The organism is Pseudoalteromonas sp. SWXJ133, assembly GCF_015864365.1.
GTDB classification, from domain to species: Bacteria; Pseudomonadota; Gammaproteobacteria; order Enterobacterales; family Alteromonadaceae; genus Pseudoalteromonas; species Pseudoalteromonas arctica.
Window position 1 is genome coordinate 35,375 of sequence record NZ_JADYXJ010000024.1, and the last position, 18,537, is coordinate 53,911.

15 protein-coding genes are annotated in these 18,537 nt (G+C 38.7%); 5 read left to right on the forward strand and 10 right to left on the reverse strand.

Annotated elements, in window-relative coordinates; all coding sequences use genetic code 11:
• Window positions 1-278 precede the first annotated feature (278 nt).
• The gene (locus I6F40_RS15770) at window positions 279-752 is read right to left on the reverse strand and encodes a Dps family protein (RefSeq protein WP_004334993.1); all 474 of its coding nucleotides are present in this window, start codon (window positions 750-752) and stop codon (window positions 279-281) included.
• Between the two features lie 334 nt (window positions 753-1,086).
• Here I6F40_RS15770 and I6F40_RS15775 point away from each other — a divergent pair, with 334 nt between their 5' ends.
• Window positions 1,087-1,296 (forward strand): hypothetical protein, encoded by a 210-nt coding sequence (locus tag I6F40_RS15775; RefSeq protein WP_007579816.1) that lies wholly within the window; start codon window positions 1,087-1,089, stop codon window positions 1,294-1,296.
• Here the strand turns inward: I6F40_RS15775 and I6F40_RS15780 are convergent.
• Together I6F40_RS15780 and I6F40_RS15785 are read right to left on the reverse strand one after the other, a co-directional pair.
• Complete coding sequence (locus tag I6F40_RS15780) at window positions 1,293-1,898, reverse strand: alpha/beta fold hydrolase (RefSeq protein WP_010554854.1); 606 nt, start codon at window positions 1,896-1,898, stop codon at window positions 1,293-1,295. The two genes, I6F40_RS15775 and I6F40_RS15780, sit on opposite strands and share 4 nt — an antisense overlap.
• Window positions 1,899-2,082: 184 nt before the next feature.
• The gene (locus I6F40_RS15785) at window positions 2,083-2,619 is read right to left on the reverse strand and encodes a YaeQ family protein (protein WP_166378609.1); all 537 of its coding nucleotides are present in this window, start codon (window positions 2,617-2,619) and stop codon (window positions 2,083-2,085) included.
• Window positions 2,620-2,710: 91 nt separating this feature from the next.
• On the opposite strand from I6F40_RS15785, the gene ylqF reads away from it, so the two are divergent.
• From ylqF to fusA, 4 genes are all read left to right on the forward strand, one after another.
• Window positions 2,711-3,655 (forward strand): ribosome biogenesis GTPase YlqF, encoded by a 945-nt coding sequence (gene ylqF, locus I6F40_RS15790; RefSeq protein WP_024589485.1) that lies wholly within the window; start codon window positions 2,711-2,713, stop codon window positions 3,653-3,655.
• 633 nt (window positions 3,656-4,288) lie between these two features.
• On the forward strand, window positions 4,289-4,435 hold the full coding sequence (locus I6F40_RS19915; protein WP_197193190.1) for a hypothetical protein: 147 nt from the start codon (window positions 4,289-4,291) through the stop codon (window positions 4,433-4,435).
• A 3-nt stretch (window positions 4,436-4,438) separates the two neighbouring features.
• Entirely contained in the window at window positions 4,439-4,627 is a 189-nt protein-coding gene (locus I6F40_RS19920) for an HTH domain-containing protein (RefSeq protein WP_442960750.1), read from the forward strand.
• Between the two features lie 206 nt (window positions 4,628-4,833).
• Window positions 4,834-6,918, forward strand: a complete 2,085-nt coding sequence (fusA, locus tag I6F40_RS15805; RefSeq protein ID WP_024593825.1) for an elongation factor G — start codon at window positions 4,834-4,836, stop codon at window positions 6,916-6,918.
• 721 nt (window positions 6,919-7,639) lie between these two features.
• Here fusA and mdoH read toward each other — a convergent pair.
• The 7 genes from mdoH to I6F40_RS15840 all read right to left on the reverse strand — a co-directional run bounded on the left by mdoH (window position 7,640) and on the right by I6F40_RS15840 (window position 18,536).
• The gene (gene mdoH, locus I6F40_RS15810) at window positions 7,640-9,601 is read right to left on the reverse strand and encodes a glucans biosynthesis glucosyltransferase MdoH (RefSeq protein ID WP_166378605.1); all 1,962 of its coding nucleotides are present in this window, start codon (window positions 9,599-9,601) and stop codon (window positions 7,640-7,642) included.
• Window positions 9,573-11,192, reverse strand: a complete 1,620-nt coding sequence (locus I6F40_RS15815; RefSeq protein ID WP_166378603.1) for a glucan biosynthesis protein — start codon at window positions 11,190-11,192, stop codon at window positions 9,573-9,575. Before I6F40_RS15815 ends, mdoH begins: the two co-directional genes overlap by 29 nt.
• Before the next feature lie 319 nt (window positions 11,193-11,511).
• Window positions 11,512-14,232 carry an ExeM/NucH family extracellular endonuclease gene (locus I6F40_RS15820; protein ID WP_166378601.1) on the reverse strand — a complete coding sequence of 907 codons (2,721 nt, stop codon included), beginning with the start codon at window positions 14,230-14,232 and terminating at the stop codon, window positions 11,512-11,514.
• 127 nt (window positions 14,233-14,359) lie between these two features.
• Window positions 14,360-15,370, reverse strand: a complete 1,011-nt coding sequence (hemB, locus tag I6F40_RS15825) for a porphobilinogen synthase (RefSeq protein WP_166378599.1) — start codon at window positions 15,368-15,370, stop codon at window positions 14,360-14,362.
• A gap of 12 nt (window positions 15,371-15,382) precedes the next feature.
• Complete coding sequence (locus tag I6F40_RS15830) at window positions 15,383-17,236, reverse strand: sensor domain-containing diguanylate cyclase (protein WP_197193192.1); 1,854 nt, start codon at window positions 17,234-17,236, stop codon at window positions 15,383-15,385.
• A complete protein-coding gene (locus I6F40_RS15835; protein WP_166378595.1) occupies window positions 17,236-18,021 on the reverse strand; it encodes a TatD family hydrolase in 786 nt (261 codons plus the stop codon). The genes I6F40_RS15830 and I6F40_RS15835 overlap by 1 nt, the downstream gene beginning before the upstream one ends.
• The gene (locus I6F40_RS15840; protein WP_166378593.1) at window positions 18,021-18,536 is read right to left on the reverse strand and encodes a hypothetical protein; all 516 of its coding nucleotides are present in this window, start codon (window positions 18,534-18,536) and stop codon (window positions 18,021-18,023) included. Before I6F40_RS15840 ends, I6F40_RS15835 begins: the two co-directional genes overlap by 1 nt.
• Window position 18,537 lies beyond the last annotated feature (1 nt).

The window sequence follows — 18,537 nt, forward strand, 5'->3', positions numbered from 1 at the left end:
AATAACGACACTAATATAGTTACTTAATTAGTTACGTTCACAAAGCCTCAGTATCGCTGGGGCTTTTTTATTGGAAAAAATAATAAGAGCAGTAATGCTTATACATTGTTTATCCCAATATATGAGCATTGTGCCCACTTAAACCAAAAACAACGCCACTGGTAACAGGGGCGTTGTTTAGTATTGGGAGGAGACTAATATAGTAACCGAATCGCTTGATTATTTAACGATTTATCCCTATTTTTGGCCCTCTTCATTGAGGGCTTTTTTTTGCTGGTTTAGTCTAAGTAAGCCTTTAGCATCCAAACCAATTTTTCTTGCTCTGAGATGTAATCGCTCATTAGTGAGGCTGTACCTTCATCGTCTGCATCACCAGCTTGGCTTAAAATATCACGCTGCATGTGAATTAATGTGCTGTAACCAGCAAGTAGGTTTTCTACGGCTGTAACACCATCACTAATACCTTTAGCTTCTTTAATTTTACTTACTTCAAGGTAATCAGAAAATGCATGTAGAGGTGCGCCATCTAACGTTAAAATACGTTCTGCAACTTCATCTACTTTTAGAAGTAGTAAGTTATAAATTTCTTCAAACTTAACATGTAGTTCAAAAAAGTTACGGCCTTTAATATTCCAGTGAAAGCCACGCGCGTTCATGTATTGAATCTGGTAGCTACTCAATAATGTATTGAGTGACTTTATGATGTCTTCGCTTTTTGCGCTGTTTAGACCAATTGCGTTTACATGTGACATAACTTGCTCCTGAATAACCGTTTGTTTGTGAACTTGTGATAAGTATTACTAATTTCGATAAATTAGTAAAATCGTTTAAATGTATCTAGTTAATAGTTTTAACCTATTAGCTGTTTTTGATACCTATATTCACTTTAGACTATTAATAGAAGTGGGTCTGATTAATAAAAATACTACCCCTCAAAAGTAAATAAACCTCAAAAGTATATAAATCATGATCTAAAACAAACTTTATTCAAGGTAATAACTTAGCTATTTTTTTATTGATGCAGGTCAAAAATCATCCAGCCTAACGGCGCATAATAATGTTGTCGAAATAATTAGGAGAGATAACATGCATGCAAAAACAGCGAAACAAAATAAAGCAGAGTTAATAGTGGTAGGAATTGCAGTCATCGCATTTGTACTTGGGTTAGTAGCGCACTTAGCGGGTGCAAGCTTTGCGAACTCAGATTTTTTTGGCTACATTGCGGCGCCGATTCCGCTTATATTGGCAGTGGTATTTTTAATTAGTTATAAAATAGCAGCCAATGCTGAGGATTAATCTTTCTCGTTTAAGCACTTTAAAATGTAATCGAGTACTTGGCGCGAGTAAATCATACTGGTATGGCTTAAATGAAACACTTTATGTTCGGCCATACCTTTAAGTTTGGTTTCATCTAGTAATACAGTGCCATCTGACTGGCTACCTTTAACTATTAAGGGCATAAGCCCAATAGGTAAATCGCCCGCAATACTGTAAAGCTTAGCTTTAAAAGGCCAATTACCATTTTTAGTGAGTAAAAATTCAACACTATTTTTTAAAAATGATTCAAACCCTTTTTGCTTCATCTTTTGCGCAATATGACTGCCTTTGTGTGGAGTACCCAGTGTAATTACCTTCGTAACATTCTGGCTAGCAGGAGAGTTTGCCTCTAGGTAAGCACGTGCAATAAGCCCTCCCATTGAGTGGCATACAAGCGCTGCAGGTTCGTTAGAAATACACTCATCAATTTGTGCAAATATGGTATCGCGGTGAGGGTCGAGCGTATTATAGGTAATGTTTAATACCGTCATCCCCGATTCTTCAAGTCGTGAACAAAGTGGGCGCATAACAAAGCCAGACATATACAAGCCATGTAAAACAATAACGTGTTTAACTTTCATATGCTCCCTAATACCAATTTTATTAAAAACATGATCATTCTAGCGTATTAAATAATCCGCTACCTGCGTTAAAAATTATTTATATAGAACAACTATATGTCATAATTTTCGCCTTGTTATCGACTTATTTCCTTGTCGCTATAATAGATAACTAATTTAATGCAATTGGTATAACCTATCTTAGTTACATCAATTGCTGTGGTTTTATCTCAATGTTTGTTGTATCGGTATTTACCCATACTTCACCATCTTGAATGGTAATGGCGAGCTTAATTCCACGATCAACCAAAGCAGCAAGTGCTTGTGTTGCTGCATAATCAAGGCTAAAAATACTTAGATTTTTAAATTCATACAATTTAGGTTGGTGTTTTTGCCACCAAATTGCTTGATTGTTTTCACCATAAGTATATAGCACCACTTTTTTAGATTTATTACAGGCTTTTTTAAGGCGTTTTTCATCTGGTAAGCCAAGTTCAATCCATAGTTCTATTTCTTCACTATAGCTTACATGCCAAAGTTCAGGTTCATCATCAGCGCTTAATCCTTTAGTAAATTCTAAACCATCACAGCTATTTAGCGCAAAAGCGAGTAAGCGAATCATCAACCGCTGATCTGTTTCTGAAGGGTGTTGAGCCAAGGTTAAATTAAAATCTTGATAAACGTGGCGGTCCATATCGCTAAGCGATAACTGCACTTTCATAATGGTGGATTTAAGAGCCATAACAACTAATCTGAAAAAATTTGCGTCAGTATAGCGCAATTAAATGAATTGCCAGTTAAAATAGCGGTTAATTATACGTTAGGAGTTAAAAATGGCTATCCAGTGGTTCCCTGGGCATATGAATAAAGCCCGCAATGAAATTAAAGAAATAATGCCACAAATGGATGTGATCATTGAAGTGCTTGATGCGCGCATTCCCTACAGTAGTGAAAACCCGATGGTGGCAACCTTGCGTGAAGGTAAGCCGGTCATCAAAATTTTGAACAAAGCTGATTTAGCTGATCCTAAAATGACTCAAATCTGGAAAGATTATTTTGAGCAAGAAAATGGTGTTAAAGCGATTTCTTTTGGACATGATAAAGCAGCTGAAGTAAGTCGTATAAATGAGCTTTGTAAAAAGTTAGTGCCGCATAAAGTGGGTGCCGATAAGCAGATTAAAGCCATGATAATGGGTATTCCTAACGTGGGTAAATCTACGTTAATTAATGTACTGGCTGGACGTATAGTTGCAAAAACAGGTAATGAACCTGCGGTAACCAAAGCACAACAACGCATTAAGCTTGAAGACGGTATTATGCTTTACGATACGCCAGGTATGCTTTGGCCAAAAGTAGAGAATGAAAACTCAGGTTATCGTTTAGGCGCTACCGGTGCCATTCGTGATACGGCGCTTGAGTATGAAGAAGTAGCAAGTTACACAGCTGAGTACTTATTGCGTGCATACCCTGAGCTTTTAAAAGCGCGTTATAAAATAGACGAATTACCAGAAAGTGATTGGGAATTTGTTGAAATGGCGGGTAAAAAACGCGGCTGTATTCGTGGTGGTAATCAAATAGACACATATAAAATGTCTGAAATACTAATCAACGAATTACGCGACGGTATTATTGGCCGTATTACTATGGAAACTCCGCAAATGCGTGAGGAAGAAGAAGTAATGGTTGCTGGTTTACGCGCCGCTGCAGAAGCTAAAAAAGCAGCTAAAGAAGAAGAAAAGCTTCAACGCCGAGCGCGAGCTCGTAAAAACCGTCGTTAATATTTAACCAGAATTCAGGTTATTTAATTAAAGAGATTTAGTTTTACTAAATTACAGACATAAAAAAAGCCCGTAAGGGCTTTTTTAGTTTCATATCTACCGTCACCGATATGAGCAATGTAGCAAGTAAAATAGTAGGGCGGTTACTCATCATCAACATCAAGGGGCGTTGCGGTTCATAACAAGTAACCATAGCTGTTTACGTGCGCCACACGTTGTTTCAGGGTCGAGAAACAAATCAATTCATTCCTTAACAAGTGGTATGCAATCCGTCTTGTTGATATTGATTATCAGTTAGATCTAACTATCTGTCAACACCTAAATGCAAATAGTTCTTATTATCCCCTTGTTTGTTTTGTAAGCTAATGTTAAATATAAAAAAAGAACAATAACTTAAACTATTTAATTAACCAGCAGAACTTTAATTTGCTCCACCTAAATTTCATTTATTAGAACTAATTGATTAATGCAGGAGAGGTTTTCGTTTGTATTTAAGCCTAGAGCTATGTTCTTGGGAAAGTTGAGCGAGCTTTAATTTGAATGCCCAATGATATTTGGACATAAAAACCCCGCAGTAATTGGTATGTCCAACTATTGTGGGTCACTTAAGTTAGGCTTTTAGTAAAGGCATTAATGTTATCTGGCCTTGGTGCGCGTCAGCAATGTTTTTCTGATGCAAGTGAAGTAACGCAGTCAATGGTTGATACGTTATTTGGTTCAAAGCAGCAAACCAACACGTCTGTTCGTTTACCAAAAGGGGTCGATCAACTTACCCTGTAAAAAATACATGATGCTTTTGTAGAGCACGCAACCACTGCATTTACCGCTCAGCAAATGGGCGATTTGGTTGGTGTTAGTCGCTCTACAGCACGCCGTTACTTGGAGTATTTGCTTGAATCAGGTAAGTTAACAGCGGATCAAAGTTATGGCAGTATTGGCCGCCCTGAACGTTGCTATAAAATAGCGAAGTAACTTTTTGCACCTAAGGCTTAAATATTAAATTCTATTTATTTCAATGCCTTACATTTTTTTTGTTATGTTTGATATTTAATAGATTCTGACGATAAAAAAAATATGTTGAATTGATTGCATTTTAAGCGGCTTGTATGGTGATGTTCGGTTTAAGTGATGTTATACTCCTGCGGAATAATTTATCGACTTTATTAAGAGCAAAATTAATGGCAGATTTATCGAAGTACAGAAACATTGGTATTTTCGCGCACGTTGATGCGGGTAAGACCACGACTACTGAGCGTATCCTAAAGCTTACTGGTCAAATCCATAAAACTGGTGAGGTTCATGATGGTGAATCTACTACTGACTTCATGGAACAAGAAGCTGAGCGCGGTATTACTATTCAGTCTGCGGCTGTAAGCTGTTTCTGGAAAGATCACCGCTTTAACGTTATCGATACTCCTGGACACGTTGACTTCACAGTTGAAGTTTACCGTTCACTTAAAGTACTAGATGGCGGCATCGGTGTGTTCTGTGGTTCTGGTGGTGTTGAACCACAATCAGAAACTAACTGGCGTTATGCTAATGATTCAGAAGTTGCACGTATTATCTTCGTAAATAAATTAGACCGTATGGGTGCTGATTTTTACCGTGTAACTGAGCAAGTACGTAAAGTACTTGGCGCAACTCCACTAATCATGACTTTACCAATTGGTATTGAAGATGAGTTTGTTGGTGTTGTAGATGTTTTAACTAAAAAAGCATACGTTTGGGATGACACTGGTCTTCCTGAAAACTACGAAATCACAGACGTTCCTGCAGACATGGTAGATAAAACTGACGAGTATTATGAAATGCTTGTTGAAACTGCCCTTGAGCAAGACGATGCACTACTTGAAGCTTACATGGAAGGTGAAGCACCTTCTTTAGAAGACATCAAACGTTGTATCCGTAAAGGTACTCGTGACCTTGCTTTCTTCCCAACATACTGTGGTTCTGCGTTTAAGAACAAAGGTATGCAGCTTATTCTTGACGCTGTTGTTGATTACTTACCATGTCCTACAGAAGTTGATCCTCAACCTCTTATGGATGAAGAAGGTAACGAAAATGGCGAGTTCGCAGTAGTATCTACTGACGAACCTTTCAAAGCGTTAGCATTCAAAATAATGGATGACCGTTTTGGTGCATTAACATTCGTACGTATTTACTCAGGTAAACTAAACAAGGGTGATACTATCCTTAACTCGTTTACTGGTAAAACTGAGCGTGTTGGCCGTATGGTTGAGATGCAAGCAGATGACCGTAACGAATTAACTAGCGCACAAGCTGGTGACATCATTGCTATCGTAGGTATGAAAAACGTGCAAACTGGTCACACTCTATGTGATCCTAAGCACCCAGTAACACTTGAGCCAATGGTATTCCCAACTCCAGTAATCTCGATTGCTGTACAGCCTAAAGATAAAGGCGGTAATGAGAAAATGGGTGTTGCTATCGGTAAAATGGTTGCAGAAGATCCATCTTTCCAAGTTGAGACTGATGAAGATTCAGGCGAGACTATCCTTAAAGGTATGGGTGAGCTTCACTTAGATATCAAAGTAGATATTCTTAAGCGTACTTACGGCGTAGACCTTATTGTTGGTCAACCACAAGTTGCTTACCGTGAAACTATCACTAAAGAAATTGAAGATAGCTACACGCATAAGAAACAATCTGGTGGTTCTGGTCAGTTCGGTAAAATCGACTACCGCATCAAGCCAGGCGAAGTTGCTTCAGGTTTCACGTTTAAATCATCAGTTGTTGGTGGTAACGTACCTAAAGAATTCTGGCCTGCAGTTGAGAAAGGCTTCAAGTCAATGATGGGTACTGGTGTTCTAGCTGGCTTCCCTGTACTTGACGTTGAAATTGAACTTTTTGACGGTGGTTTCCATGCCGTGGATTCATCTGCAATCGCGTTCGAAATCGCTGCTAAAGGCGCTTTCCGTCAATCGATCCCTAAAGCGGGCGCACAACTTCTTGAGCCAATCATGAATGTTGACGTGTTCACTCCAGAAGATCACGTTGGTGACGTAATCGGTGACCTTAACCGTCGTCGTGGTATGATGAAAGACCAAGAAGCTGGTTTAACAGGCAGCCGTATTAAAGCTGACGTACCGTTATCAGAAATGTTCGGTTACATCGGTACACTACGTACAATGACATCTGGTCGTGGTCAGTTCTCTATGGAGTTCTCACACTACGCTGCATGTCCGCAAAACGTTGCTGATACAGTAATCGCTGCAGAAAAAGAGAAAAAAGCTGCTAAGTAATTAGCTCTTTAACTCTTTAGAAAACCCGCACATGTTGCGGGTTTTTTATTGCCTATAATTTGGTTTTATTTTTGTAGTTGTTTACGACTACTCTTTATTATTAAGTAGTCTTATATTATCAATTAGTAAAAAGGGATTAGAGGGTACTTTAATTGATTAATTAGATAAGGAAGTCTCCGCATCAGAGACGTTCGCATATTAATTTTATATAAGATGTAATGATTATTAAATCTACTAAATTAGCACCAAACTGGTGGCTATAATTCACAAAATATATTTTAGCATTCAGCTTAATATTTTTAATTCATATTATATTTTCTGTGAACCTAAAAATCGTTTTTCTCACTGTAATGCCAGCTTTACTTATTATTCCTTTCAATATTCTTCATCTTCGTTTTTTACATTGTCATAAAGCAGGCATTTGTTATACGCGTTTATGCACAAAGCGTTACATCAACAGCGAGGAAATTGGTTGCGTATCATTTAGTTCATTTTTTCTTTTCACCATTTTTAATGGTGGAGTTAGATAATGGTAAAACGTTCCATTTTTATGACTGGCATCTTGATGATGAAACGCAATCAGTTATTTCTAAAATGTACTGCAATAAGGTAGCTAACAAAATTGAAAATATTAGCGATAAATACAATGCTTGATCTTTAATTTAGATAGCAAAAAGGAGCGATTAATCGCTCCTTTTTTATTTTTGTATTTTATAACGCGCTAATTAAACTTTTTTATAGCCTTAGCTTTTAGCGCTTTCATCTTTAGCCTGCGTGGCTTCTTAAAAGACTGGATAGGCATTGTTACCAACTGCTCTTGTGGTAGTGCCGGTATTGTTTGTGGATAAGCACCTTCCTTTGGTACCGAAATTTCTTTTAGGTGTATTTTAAGTGCTTCTAGAGTTGAGTCGTTATCAACTTCACTAGGGCAAATAAATATACCCAACTTTCTTAGTTGTACACCGAATTTAATACTACTGGTATAACGGATAATCGGAGCACCTAACACTAAGCCTAATAATATAGGCGATAGCCACCAGAAGAATACTGGCGTGAAGTAGTAAGCAGTACAACCCCATGCAATAGCCACAATAGTTGAGAATAGCGTATAACCAAAAGCTTCCTTCCACGGAACCATACGACCTTCACGCGGTTGTGCATCCCATTTTACTTTTTTACCTAAAAACACACAAAGTACAAAGTAAGCATGAAATACCATCATTAATGGAGCAACAATAATAGCAAATACGGTTTCAATGATTGAACCTAGTATTAGCTTAATTGAACCACCAAAGCGTTTGTTTCTATGTATTAGGGTTACTATTATACCCATCAGTTTAGGCATTAATAAAATAACAATAGTTAAATACAATAGTGAATCAATAAGATCTGTCTTAGCTATTTGCCATGTAGGGAATAATTGATAAACACGGTTAAAGTACACATCACTATTTAATGCGCGAGTCACTGCATCAATTGTACTTAACGCTAACATTGAGAGCCAAATTAGCGATGAAATATAGGCTGTGGCACCTAATAGAAAGTGCAGCTTACTCATTAATTTTAATTTGGATGAAGATAGTAAACCTAAGTGCTGAATATTACCTTGCACCCAGCGTCTATCGCGTACAGCGTAGTCTAGAATGTTACTTGGTACTTCTTCATAGCTACCTTCAATATCTGATAGCAACAATACATCCCAACCAGCACTGTGAAGCAGTGAAGCTTCTACAAAGTCATGACTTAAAATTTCGCCGCCAAAAGGTGCATTACCTTTCAGTGTTGGCAAGCCACAGCACGTTATAAATGCTTCAACTCTAATAATTGCATTATGACCCCAGTAGTTTGCTTTATCAGTTTGCCAAAAAGCTGAGCCAGTAGCGAGCATTGGGCTATATAGCACTGATGCAAACTGTAAAAAACGGCCAAAAAAGGTATCTTGACGAACAGGGATCGGAATAGTTTGGATCAGGCCTGCTTGTGGGTTGTTGAGCATACTTGTAGTAAGCTCTAACATACATTTCCCGGTCATTACGCTATCTGCATCAAGCACAATCATATGGTCGTACTGGCTGCCCCAGCGCTCACAAAAGTCGGTTAGGTTACCTACTTTACGGTGTTTGTTATCTTCGCGACGACGGTAAAAAACGTGTTTTGCTGTATCACCTAAACGTTCACACAATGCATGCCATGCACTTAGCTCGTTTTTAGCTATTTCTGGGTCTTGGGTGTCGCTTAATAGATAAAAATCGAAGTTTGCAAGTTGACCTGTTTCTTTTAACGATTGCAGACTAACTTCAAAGCCCGCGATAACACGGTGGGTGTCTTCGTTGTAAATAGGCATTACAACAGCGGTTTTTTGGGCGTTAATTGCCTCACTATTGAACTCAATTGGTTTAATACGCTTCAGCGTAAGTGGGTCAATTCGAAACAACTGTAATACAAAGCCGATTGTTCCACTACAAAAGGCCGTTACAATCCAGGCAAAAGTGATTGAGAATAATACTAAAAGAGCATACTCAAGTAATGTCATACCGTTTGAGCTTAAAATCTCAAACATAATAGATATGCCGTAGCCAGATGTGCCAAGCGCTGCAATAGCAAATAGCCAAACTCTTAATGTTTTGAATGGCATTGGAGTGCCCTTACCTTTATTACTTGATGTCATTTGGGTACCAAACATAACTCCATACCTCGCTAATTTCTTTGTCACGCAATTTTAACGATAAACGCATATCAACGGGTTGATCGTCCTGTGGTGCAATTTTAAAGGCTACACGCCATCCTCGTGAATCAGGCAGTTTTTGCACATTCACGTCGGTTACTTCGCCTGTTGTAAGTTGAATATCGGCATCTAGCTTTAACTGTTCAGAGAGTTGATTTATTTCTGACCCAGTAAAATCAACAGTAAATTGGCGATGGCTTTTTGGTGGTGGATTGTCCTCACCTGGTAAAGCAGCGCTACCGATCCTTGTGCGCAGTACACGCGCTTTCTCATGCTGAGTTAAAGCTGCATTAAAGGTCGTCATTTTGTAGCTTAGCTTTAATGAATCACCGGCTTTCATTGGCTTTTCTGGTACCCAGTAGCTTACGATATTGTCGTTAGTTTCCGTATCAGTCGGTATTTCTACAAGTTCTACACGACCATTTCCCCATTCACCTTGTGGTTCAATCCATAGACTAGGGCGGTTGTGGTAGTGCGCTTCTGTGTCTAGATAGTTATTAAAGTCTCGATCTCGTTGAGCTAACCCAAAACCTTTTGGGTTATTGTACGAAAATGAAGTAACACTCAGCTGTGATGGATTGTTAAGAGGGCGCCATACCCATTTATTATCAGCAGACTGAGTCAATAAGCCATCCGAATCATGAACTTCAGGGCGGTAGTCATCAAAAAACTTAGTACTGTTTTCACCGTGATAAAACATACTCGTCAATGGTGCTACACCTAGCTTTTTAATATCCTTACGTGCAAATATCTGCATATCAACATCAACTAGCATGTTAGTTGTAGGATCAACGTTAAACTTATAGGCACCAGAGATTGATGGGCTATCCAATAATGCAAAAATAGTAATTTGTGTTTGGTCAACTTTTGGTTTAACTAACCAAAACTCTTTGAACACAGGAAATTCTTCACCTGAATTTTCAGCAGTATCAATGGCAAGACCTCTAGCTGATAGGCCATAGACTTGCTGGGGGCCAACAACTCTAAAGTACGATGCCCCCTGAAATACCATTACTTCGTCTTTATACTCGTTAGTATTCAATGGGTAATGTAAGCGAAATCCTGCATGGCCTAGTTGAGTACCTGCAACACTTTTAGCTATTTCTTCTTGTAGTGGTGCGGCAGTGCCATCGTATTGGTAAAAGTCAGTGCTGAAAGGCAAGCGGCTACGTTTAGAGTCGCTATCAACGGTGTTTATTGTTACAGGTGTTTTATATAAAAAACCAGGATGGAATAATTGCAGCTCGTAAAGGCCCTCATCTTTCCACACTGCCTTGTCTTTTTTAAATCGAATTGCCCTATAATCTTGATAATCAATATTATTTAATGCTTCAAGCTCAATATTTTTAGGGGTCACGTATTCTTCACTTGCTAACTTTTTAGCGCGAGCGCTAATTACGTCAAATAAGCTACTTTGTGGAATTGCTACATCAACTGTTGCAGCAATCGCTGGGTTGCTATTGCCCCAAGCCGAAAAAATAATAAGTAGACCCAGTAATGGTGCTGACTTTTTTTGCCATTTAGGCAGATTATGGGTTAATTGTTTCATTTTCATTCCTTTATAAAAATACGACTTATTTTTACGTTTAGGGTAAATATTAATTTTTGTAAGTACCTTTAAAATACCTAAAGCAAAATACGAACCCTTATAAAAATTCATATTTTTCAATAGGTAAAATCTATATGCGTAACCGACAGAGGCTTTTTGTGTAACATTCACTCAAATGTATGTAGTTATTACTGATTAATTACTAAAAAATTTATAGATCCTATGAACATATTACGGGAGGTTTAATGAAGCTTGTCTGAATTACATTTGTATAAAAATAAAAAAAGCCGCAAATGCGGCTTTTAAATACTCATATTAATTATTTCTTTTTAAATCTGCGCACGATTGATAATGGCGCTAAAAGAAGTGATAACCAAAATAATGAACCTGAATCGTTACCATCATCCCTCGTTTCAGTAACATTGATTGTAACCGTTACCGATTCAGACATGTTGCCTACACTGTCTTTTGCTTGCACTGATAGTGTTATTATACTTTCAATGTCTGCATCAAGTTCACCGGCTACGATAAGTTGACCTTGTTCATTGATTGAAATTGCTTCACTCCCTGATACAATAAATTCAACCACTGGTGATACATCTGCATTTGGATCACTAAATACTAACTGACCTATTACAGTATCAATTGAGCTGCTTTCATCAATTGAAAATACTTGATCTGCGACAATGACCGGTGTCTGCTCTTGCGGTGTTAGCATACCTTCAGATTTAATATCGATGATTACAGGGTCATGATCTGATGCGCGGTAGGCACTTTCAGAATAAAGACTAGACTGCTGAGCATCACTCTTAAATTCAACGTTGTAATCAAGTAAAATTGGCTCGTCAGCATTTATGTGCCAATCTTGCGCTGAGACAACTTTACTAAGCAACGAGTCGCTTGCCACAGCATGATCTAAACTGCCTGCTCGGCCAGAAAAGCTATAAGAATAGCCCAGTGTATTACCATCAAGTTCTGCAACTACATTTTTATATCCTTTGTCTGCAAATGCACGTATTGGATCTTCCATTGCGTAAGCATTCATGTCTCCAACTAAAATAGTGTCTTCGTCGTCAACACCGGTTGGTTTGCTGTCTAGCCAATCGGCATAGGCAGTGGCACCTTGTGTGCGTATTTCATTCCAGCAAGCTTGACCATCGTTCTGATCTTCATTTGCACCACTTGCACTGCCACAACCGCCTTTAGATTTTAAATGAGCTACGGCAACAGTGAACACTTCGTCGCTCTCAATTGATTTGAAGCTTTGCGCTATAGGAGTACGGTTGCTAAAATCAAATGGGGCTTGCGTTGTAATTGCAGCAGTACCCACTTCTTCTACTTTATTAGCACGGTAGATCAATGCAGTGGTAATTGCATCAGTACCTATTTGATCAAGATTAAAATCAACAAATGCATACTGGTTTGCTGTGTCTGCTTCGTTTAGTGCATTTACTAAGCTGGCAATTGCGCTAAATTCACCAAAGCCATCGTTTTCTATTTCCATCAAACCAACAACGTCAGCTTGCATTGCGCTAATTGCACTTACTATTTTAGCTTCTTGGCGGATAAATTCGGCTTCTGTGTCTGCACCGCGATCGGTAGGGAATCCACCTCCTTGACCATCACCATTAAAGTAATTAAGTACGTTAAAGCTTGCTACACGCAAGTCGGCCGAGGCATTTAGTTCAGGTGCGTCTTCGCGTGCATTTGTAGCAATAAACTGAGGTACTGCTGTTGGGTGAATGCGGTAAAGGCCAAAGCTATAAGCAAGAGCACCAGTTACTGTATTTATTGTGTCGCCAGTACGTAGGGTGTTCTCTGCTGATAATCCTGGAGTTGGGTATGCGGTAGGATCTGAGTTTTGTACTGTAGAGCCATCGTCTAGCAGAATCTTTTTAAGTAAGTTTTCTGTTTCGACTGCATTAGCTGCATCGCCAGGCAGTGCAACTTGGGTGCCTTGGTATAGTCGTTCTGTTGCTAATTCAACCTCACCATAGCGACCAAGACCAAAGTTATCGGTGACTACCAATTGTTGCTCTAGTGTTACTAACATACCTTCAAAGCTTTCTAAGTCCGTTAACTCAGCTACAGGCAGTGTTATTTTTGTCGCAGCTACAGTTAAATCCGTATTACAAACGGCCACTTGGGTGACGTTATCAATTTGTGTTGAATCAAAATACTCTGCTACATTACCTTGTACACGTACATGGTCGCCAACGCTTACGTCGGTATCTGCAAAATAAACAAAAATCCCTTCAGAAGTTAATGGGTTTTCATCTATATCAACAGCAAGAGAGCTAACAAAAAAGCCTTTTAATTGATCATCACCCTGAAAGTCAGCCGTTACAATCCCTTCAAGTTCAACAGGTGTATCGACAAGTGGGCTCGTTGCACCATCACCTTGAATTGCATTAATTAAAGTTTTTTGCGTATCACACACAAGTGGTACAAGAGGTGCAGGTGCTGGCTCAACAGGAACGCTGCTACCAAAAACACCTAAACCGCTAAAATCATCTTGGTCGAATTGAACCCACTCTTCACTTGGGTTAAAAGTAGCATCAGGTGTTGTGCGTCCAACAAGGATGGTTTCTTTACGACGAAGTGTTTTATTTTGCGTTTGCACTCCACCTTCAGACCAAAAAGAACCAGGATCAACACCACGTTGGCCAAAGCTATCTACAACAGTCGTACCTTGGGTTAACACTAGGGCATCATCACCATTAAAATTGGTTACACCACTTTCTTCATCGGCTTTTGCTTTGAGTTCGTCAACCGAGCTTGAGTTTATAATTACGTACGTGCTATTAGCAGCAAGAGGACCCGTTAAGTCGATTGAGCTAGTTGCTGTAGTGCTACCATTTGAATATAAGGTTAGCGTATAGGTATCGAGTGAGATTTCACTCGCAGAGGTGTTATAAAGTTCTACTGCTTTATTATTGCTTCCACCTTCAACATACTCAGATATGATTAAACTTGCTGAAGCTGGTGCACTGAGACTTGCTATAACAAGTGCGAGTGGTGTTATTTTTGTTTTAAACATTTTTTTATTATTCCCGTGTATTAATCCCAAAATGGGACAACAGTTTAGAGAATAAATGTGACGTAAATAATACAAAAACGTAAACGAATGTAAATAAAAGGCGGTTTAACCGCCTTTTAATAAAAAATTACTTTTTAGCTAGATATTTTGCGGCTTGTTTAGCAAAGTAGGTTAATATTCCATCAGCTCCTGCACGCTTAAATGCAAGTAGAGATTCCATTATGGTGGCCTCTTCGCTCAACCAGCCGTTATCAATAGCTGCTTTGTGCATAGCATACTCGCCACTTACCTGATATGCGAAAGTAGGCACACCAAATTCGTCTTTCACACGACGTACAACATCTAAATAAGGCATGCCAGGTTTAACCATAACCATATCAGCGCCTTCTTGTAAGTCTAAGGCTACTTCACGTATTGCTTCATTAGAGTTTGCAGGATCCATTTGGTAGGTTTTTTTATCAGCACCTTTTAAGTTACCAGCAGAACCTACCGCATCTCTAAATGGGCCGTAGTAGCTAGATGCATATTTAGCGGAGTAGGCCATGATGCGAGTATGAATAAACCCATCAGCTTCAAGTGCTTCACGAATAGCGCTAATACGACCATCCATCATATCAGAAGGGGCAACAACATCTGCACCGGCTTGAGCATGAGAGAGTGCCTGCTTAACTAAAATCTCAGTAGTGATATCGTTAATAACATAACCAGTGTCATCAATAATACCGTCTTGACCATGCGTAGTGAATGGATCAAGCGCTACATCAGTAATTACACCCAACTCTGGAAAGGCTTCTTTTACCGCTCTTACGGTACGCTGTGCTAAACCATCATCGTTATATGCTTCTTCGGCAAATAATGATTTTTTATCTCCAGGTGTTACCGGGAAAATAGCTATCGCAGGTATTCCAAGTTCAACCAACTCTTTTGCTTCAATGAGTAGCAAATCTATTGATAGGCGCTCAATACCAGGCATTGATTCAATTGCCTCGCGACGATTTTTACCATCAAGTACAAATATAGGGTAAATTAAATCGTTCACGCTAAGTTGGTTTTCGGCCATTAAGCGGCGAGAGAAGTCGCTACGGCGCATTCTGCGCATCCGAGTGTACGGAAAAAGATCTAATCCTGATTGGGCCATATTAATATGCTCCTACTGCGGTAAGGGAAAAGTGATTACTTGATTACGCCCATGCTGCTTTGCGTAATAAAGTGCTTTGTCGGCGCACTCAGTAAATATCTGAGGATTGCTAACGTCATCAGCAATACTGGTGTATATGCCAGCGCTAATTGTAAATTGAATATCATTATTGGCAACCGTTACTGTACTGACTGAGATAGCTGAGCGTATTTTTTCAGCTATGTCTTGTGCACCTTTATTTGGGGTATTAGGTAATAGCACTACAAATTCTTCACCGCCATAACGGGCAACTTCGTCGAGTGGTCGCTTTAAATGATTTTTTATTAGGTCAGATACAGTTTTAATAACTTGATCGCCAATTATGTGTCCGTACGTATCGTTAATGCTTTTGAACCGGTCTATATCAAGCATAACAATGCTAAGTGGTGTTTGTTCCCGACGAGAGCGACGAAGTTCCATTACGAGTCTTTTATCAAAAAAACGTCTGTTTTTTATTCCGGTTAAAGCGTCTTCGGTATTAAGTAACTCAAGTGAACGGTTTTTTTCTTCAAGCTCTCTGAGCGTAACTTGCAATTCAAAGGTGCGTTCGTCCACTTGTGACTCTAGTTCTTGGTGTGTTTTTTCTTGTAACTTTAAGCGCTCTTTAAGTAGCGTATCTTGAGCTGCATTTTCAGCAATCAAGGCTTGCTGAGCAGTTACTTCTTCATCTCGCTGTAAAATAAATAACTTCATCACGCTATAACATAAACAAAATGTGCAGCTAAAAAAGCATGTAAATACAAATGCTAATATACTTAGGCTAAAAGTATATAGCCCCATTACTGCAACAGTAAAATAAAGTATCATCACCAAGAAAAAAACCAATACGAGTAATAGTGCTTTATTGGGTTTAGAGGGTGCTAAACGTACGCATAAAAGCGTAGTTACAATATAAAAGCCTAAAATGATAGGGGTGGCGATTAAGCAAAATAGTGTAACTATGTGGTTTGGAAGTAGCCAAATAAATAATAACGAAATGGCTAAAGCGTTCACTAAAAATTTTTGAATCGTCAGTAAAAATGAGGGCCTTGGATAACAAATTTGCTTTTGCAAAGGTAAAAACATTAAAGTAATAAGCATAAGTAATATAGGGATCATAACTTGCTGTAACGCTGGCAAATTAGGGTGAATATATCTTAAGCCAAACCCACAAAGGTAGGCTAATACACAACCCAACGTGAGGGTTATTAAACCAGCATAAATAAAATAGCGTTTACGTGAAAAACCATATAAAACTAAGCAACTGACACCTAAAGAAAATACAAAACCAATCAACAATCCATAGAGTAAATTAAGTTTACCTTTATGTGCCAAATAAGCCTCTGGTTGCCACAGCGTTAAAGGGACTCGCAAGCCGGAGCTATTCGTCACTCTCATAATAATACTCGTTTCGCTATTTGCAGGGCTGATCAGTTTAACTAATAAAGATTCACTCTTAATCGTACGTTTATAAAGAGCGTAAGCATCACCAATTTGAGCGTGAGAAAGTAATTCTGAGTTATGTAACTGATATACTTGAACGTCGTTTAGCAGAGGATTGTTTAATGACAATAGTTGCTCGGTATTATAACTAAGCGTGTTTTTTATTCTAAACTTTATCCATACAGGACGCTGCTCTAGCCCTAGATTAAGAGGTTCATCTGTGTTTTTTTGCCACTGTATATGGCTACTTTGTTGTGCATCTAATAGCGAAGTCGGTTCAAAAGAGTAATACAGGTTATTGATGTTTTGGGAGTTGAAATCGTGTTTTATTATTACCGGGTTTGCGAAAGAGCAAAAAGTGCAAAGGAATACTAATAGGCTTAAAAATGCCTTTGCATAGGCCATTAACGATCTTCTAAACCAAAAACACGGTGAAAGTTTTCTGTAGTTTTACGGGCCACAACTTCTTCATCTATTTGATAAAGTTGTGCAACCGTTTGACAGATATAAGGAAGCAGTGCAGGTTCATTTTTACGTGATTTAGGTTTTGGCTTAACTGTTCGTGGAATTAAAAATGGAGCATCAGTTTCTATTAATAATCGATCTAGAGGAATACTAGGCACTAGCTGTTGTAGCTCTTTACCACGTCTTTCATCACACACCCAACCCGTTATACCAATATAAAGACCTAAATCTAAATAGTGTTTTAGAGCTGGTGAATTACCGGTAAAGCAGTGAAGTACACCGCGAATATTAAATTCTTTTAGAATACTTAGCATGTCGTCACTTGCATCTCGTTCATGTAAGTAAACAGGTAAATCTAATTTTTGAGCAAGTACTAACTGGCGTCTAAAAACACTACGTTGTACATCGCGAGGCGAAAAGTCACGGTTATAATCAAGGCCACATTCACCTATCGCTATGACCTGCTTATTATTTGCAAGGGTAGTTAATTGTGCTTCTAGTTCATTAGTCACTGATTTTGCATCGTGCGGGTGGATACCCGCCGTAGAATATTGAAGATGTTCTATTGCAAGTTCAAGTGATTGCTGACTGCTTGCAATATCACAGCCTATAATAAGCATATTTGTAACGCCCGCCTCACTGGCACGGGTAATTACGTCACGATGATGGTCATCAAATTGATGATTAGATAAGTTAACTCCAGCATCAATTAACGTATATGACATTATTTAGTACGTTTAACGCGAATAGAGCGGTTTTTACCATCTTTCTTCAATAGAAAAGAGCTGAATGCACCGCGGCTAATTACAATTGTATCGTTTTCTTTTAAACGCATGCTATCAGAGCCGATTTGACGCCATTGTTGGCCGTTATCTAGCGAAATAATTAACTCGCCATAAGCAGCCTCATCAATTGATGTAACCATGGCTTTTATTTCAGTTTCTTTCTCTACTTGTGATTCTTTGTGCTCTAAGCCAAAATCGTCAGCTTTTGCCTTTGCTTGAATTGGTGCAGCAGCTACGACTTGAGGTACATTGTTAGTAGTTGGTGGGGTAAGCGTTTTTGTTACTGTTGGCTTTGTTAGTGATTTACCTGCAATTGTATTGTCATAGCAAAGCAACCGGTTAAAGTCGTTCTCAATAAAGCTACATGCTTGTAACGCTTGAGTATTAAATTCTGTTTGCGCAGCAAAAGTCGGTGCGCTTAGTAAAACCAATAGTGGGAGTAGTTGTTTTTTCATT

What these genes read in the sequence shown, in the direction of transcription:
- mdoH (WP_166378605.1), bottom strand. Translation starts at nt 9,601, where the DNA reads ATGTTTGGTACCCAAATGACATCAAGTAATAAAGGTAAGGGCACTCCA.
- I6F40_RS15770 (WP_004334993.1), bottom strand. Translation starts at nt 752, where the DNA reads ATGTCACATGTAAACGCAATTGGTCTAAACAGCGCAAAAAGCGAAGAC.
- I6F40_RS15830 (WP_197193192.1), bottom strand. Translation starts at nt 17,236, where the DNA reads ATGGCCTATGCAAAGGCATTTTTAAGCCTATTAGTATTCCTTTGCACT.
- I6F40_RS15840 (WP_166378593.1), bottom strand. Translation starts at nt 18,536, where the DNA reads ATGAAAAAACAACTACTCCCACTATTGGTTTTACTAAGCGCACCGACT.
- I6F40_RS19915 (WP_197193190.1), top strand. Translation starts at nt 4,289, where the DNA reads ATGTTATCTGGCCTTGGTGCGCGTCAGCAATGTTTTTCTGATGCAAGT.
- I6F40_RS15815 (WP_166378603.1), bottom strand. Translation starts at nt 11,192, where the DNA reads ATGAAACAATTAACCCATAATCTGCCTAAATGGCAAAAAAAGTCAGCA.
- I6F40_RS15820 (WP_166378601.1), bottom strand. Translation starts at nt 14,232, where the DNA reads ATGTTTAAAACAAAAATAACACCACTCGCACTTGTTATAGCAAGTCTC.
- I6F40_RS15785 (WP_166378609.1), bottom strand. Translation starts at nt 2,619, where the DNA reads ATGGCTCTTAAATCCACCATTATGAAAGTGCAGTTATCGCTTAGCGAT.
- hemB (WP_166378599.1), bottom strand. Translation starts at nt 15,370, where the DNA reads ATGGCCCAATCAGGATTAGATCTTTTTCCGTACACTCGGATGCGCAGA.
- I6F40_RS15775 (WP_007579816.1), top strand. Translation starts at nt 1,087, where the DNA reads ATGCATGCAAAAACAGCGAAACAAAATAAAGCAGAGTTAATAGTGGTA.
- fusA (WP_024593825.1), top strand. Translation starts at nt 4,834, where the DNA reads ATGGCAGATTTATCGAAGTACAGAAACATTGGTATTTTCGCGCACGTT.
- I6F40_RS15835 (WP_166378595.1), bottom strand. Translation starts at nt 18,021, where the DNA reads ATGTCATATACGTTAATTGATGCTGGAGTTAACTTATCTAATCATCAA.
- I6F40_RS15780 (WP_010554854.1), bottom strand. Translation starts at nt 1,898, where the DNA reads ATGAAAGTTAAACACGTTATTGTTTTACATGGCTTGTATATGTCTGGC.
- ylqF (WP_024589485.1), top strand. Translation starts at nt 2,711, where the DNA reads ATGGCTATCCAGTGGTTCCCTGGGCATATGAATAAAGCCCGCAATGAA.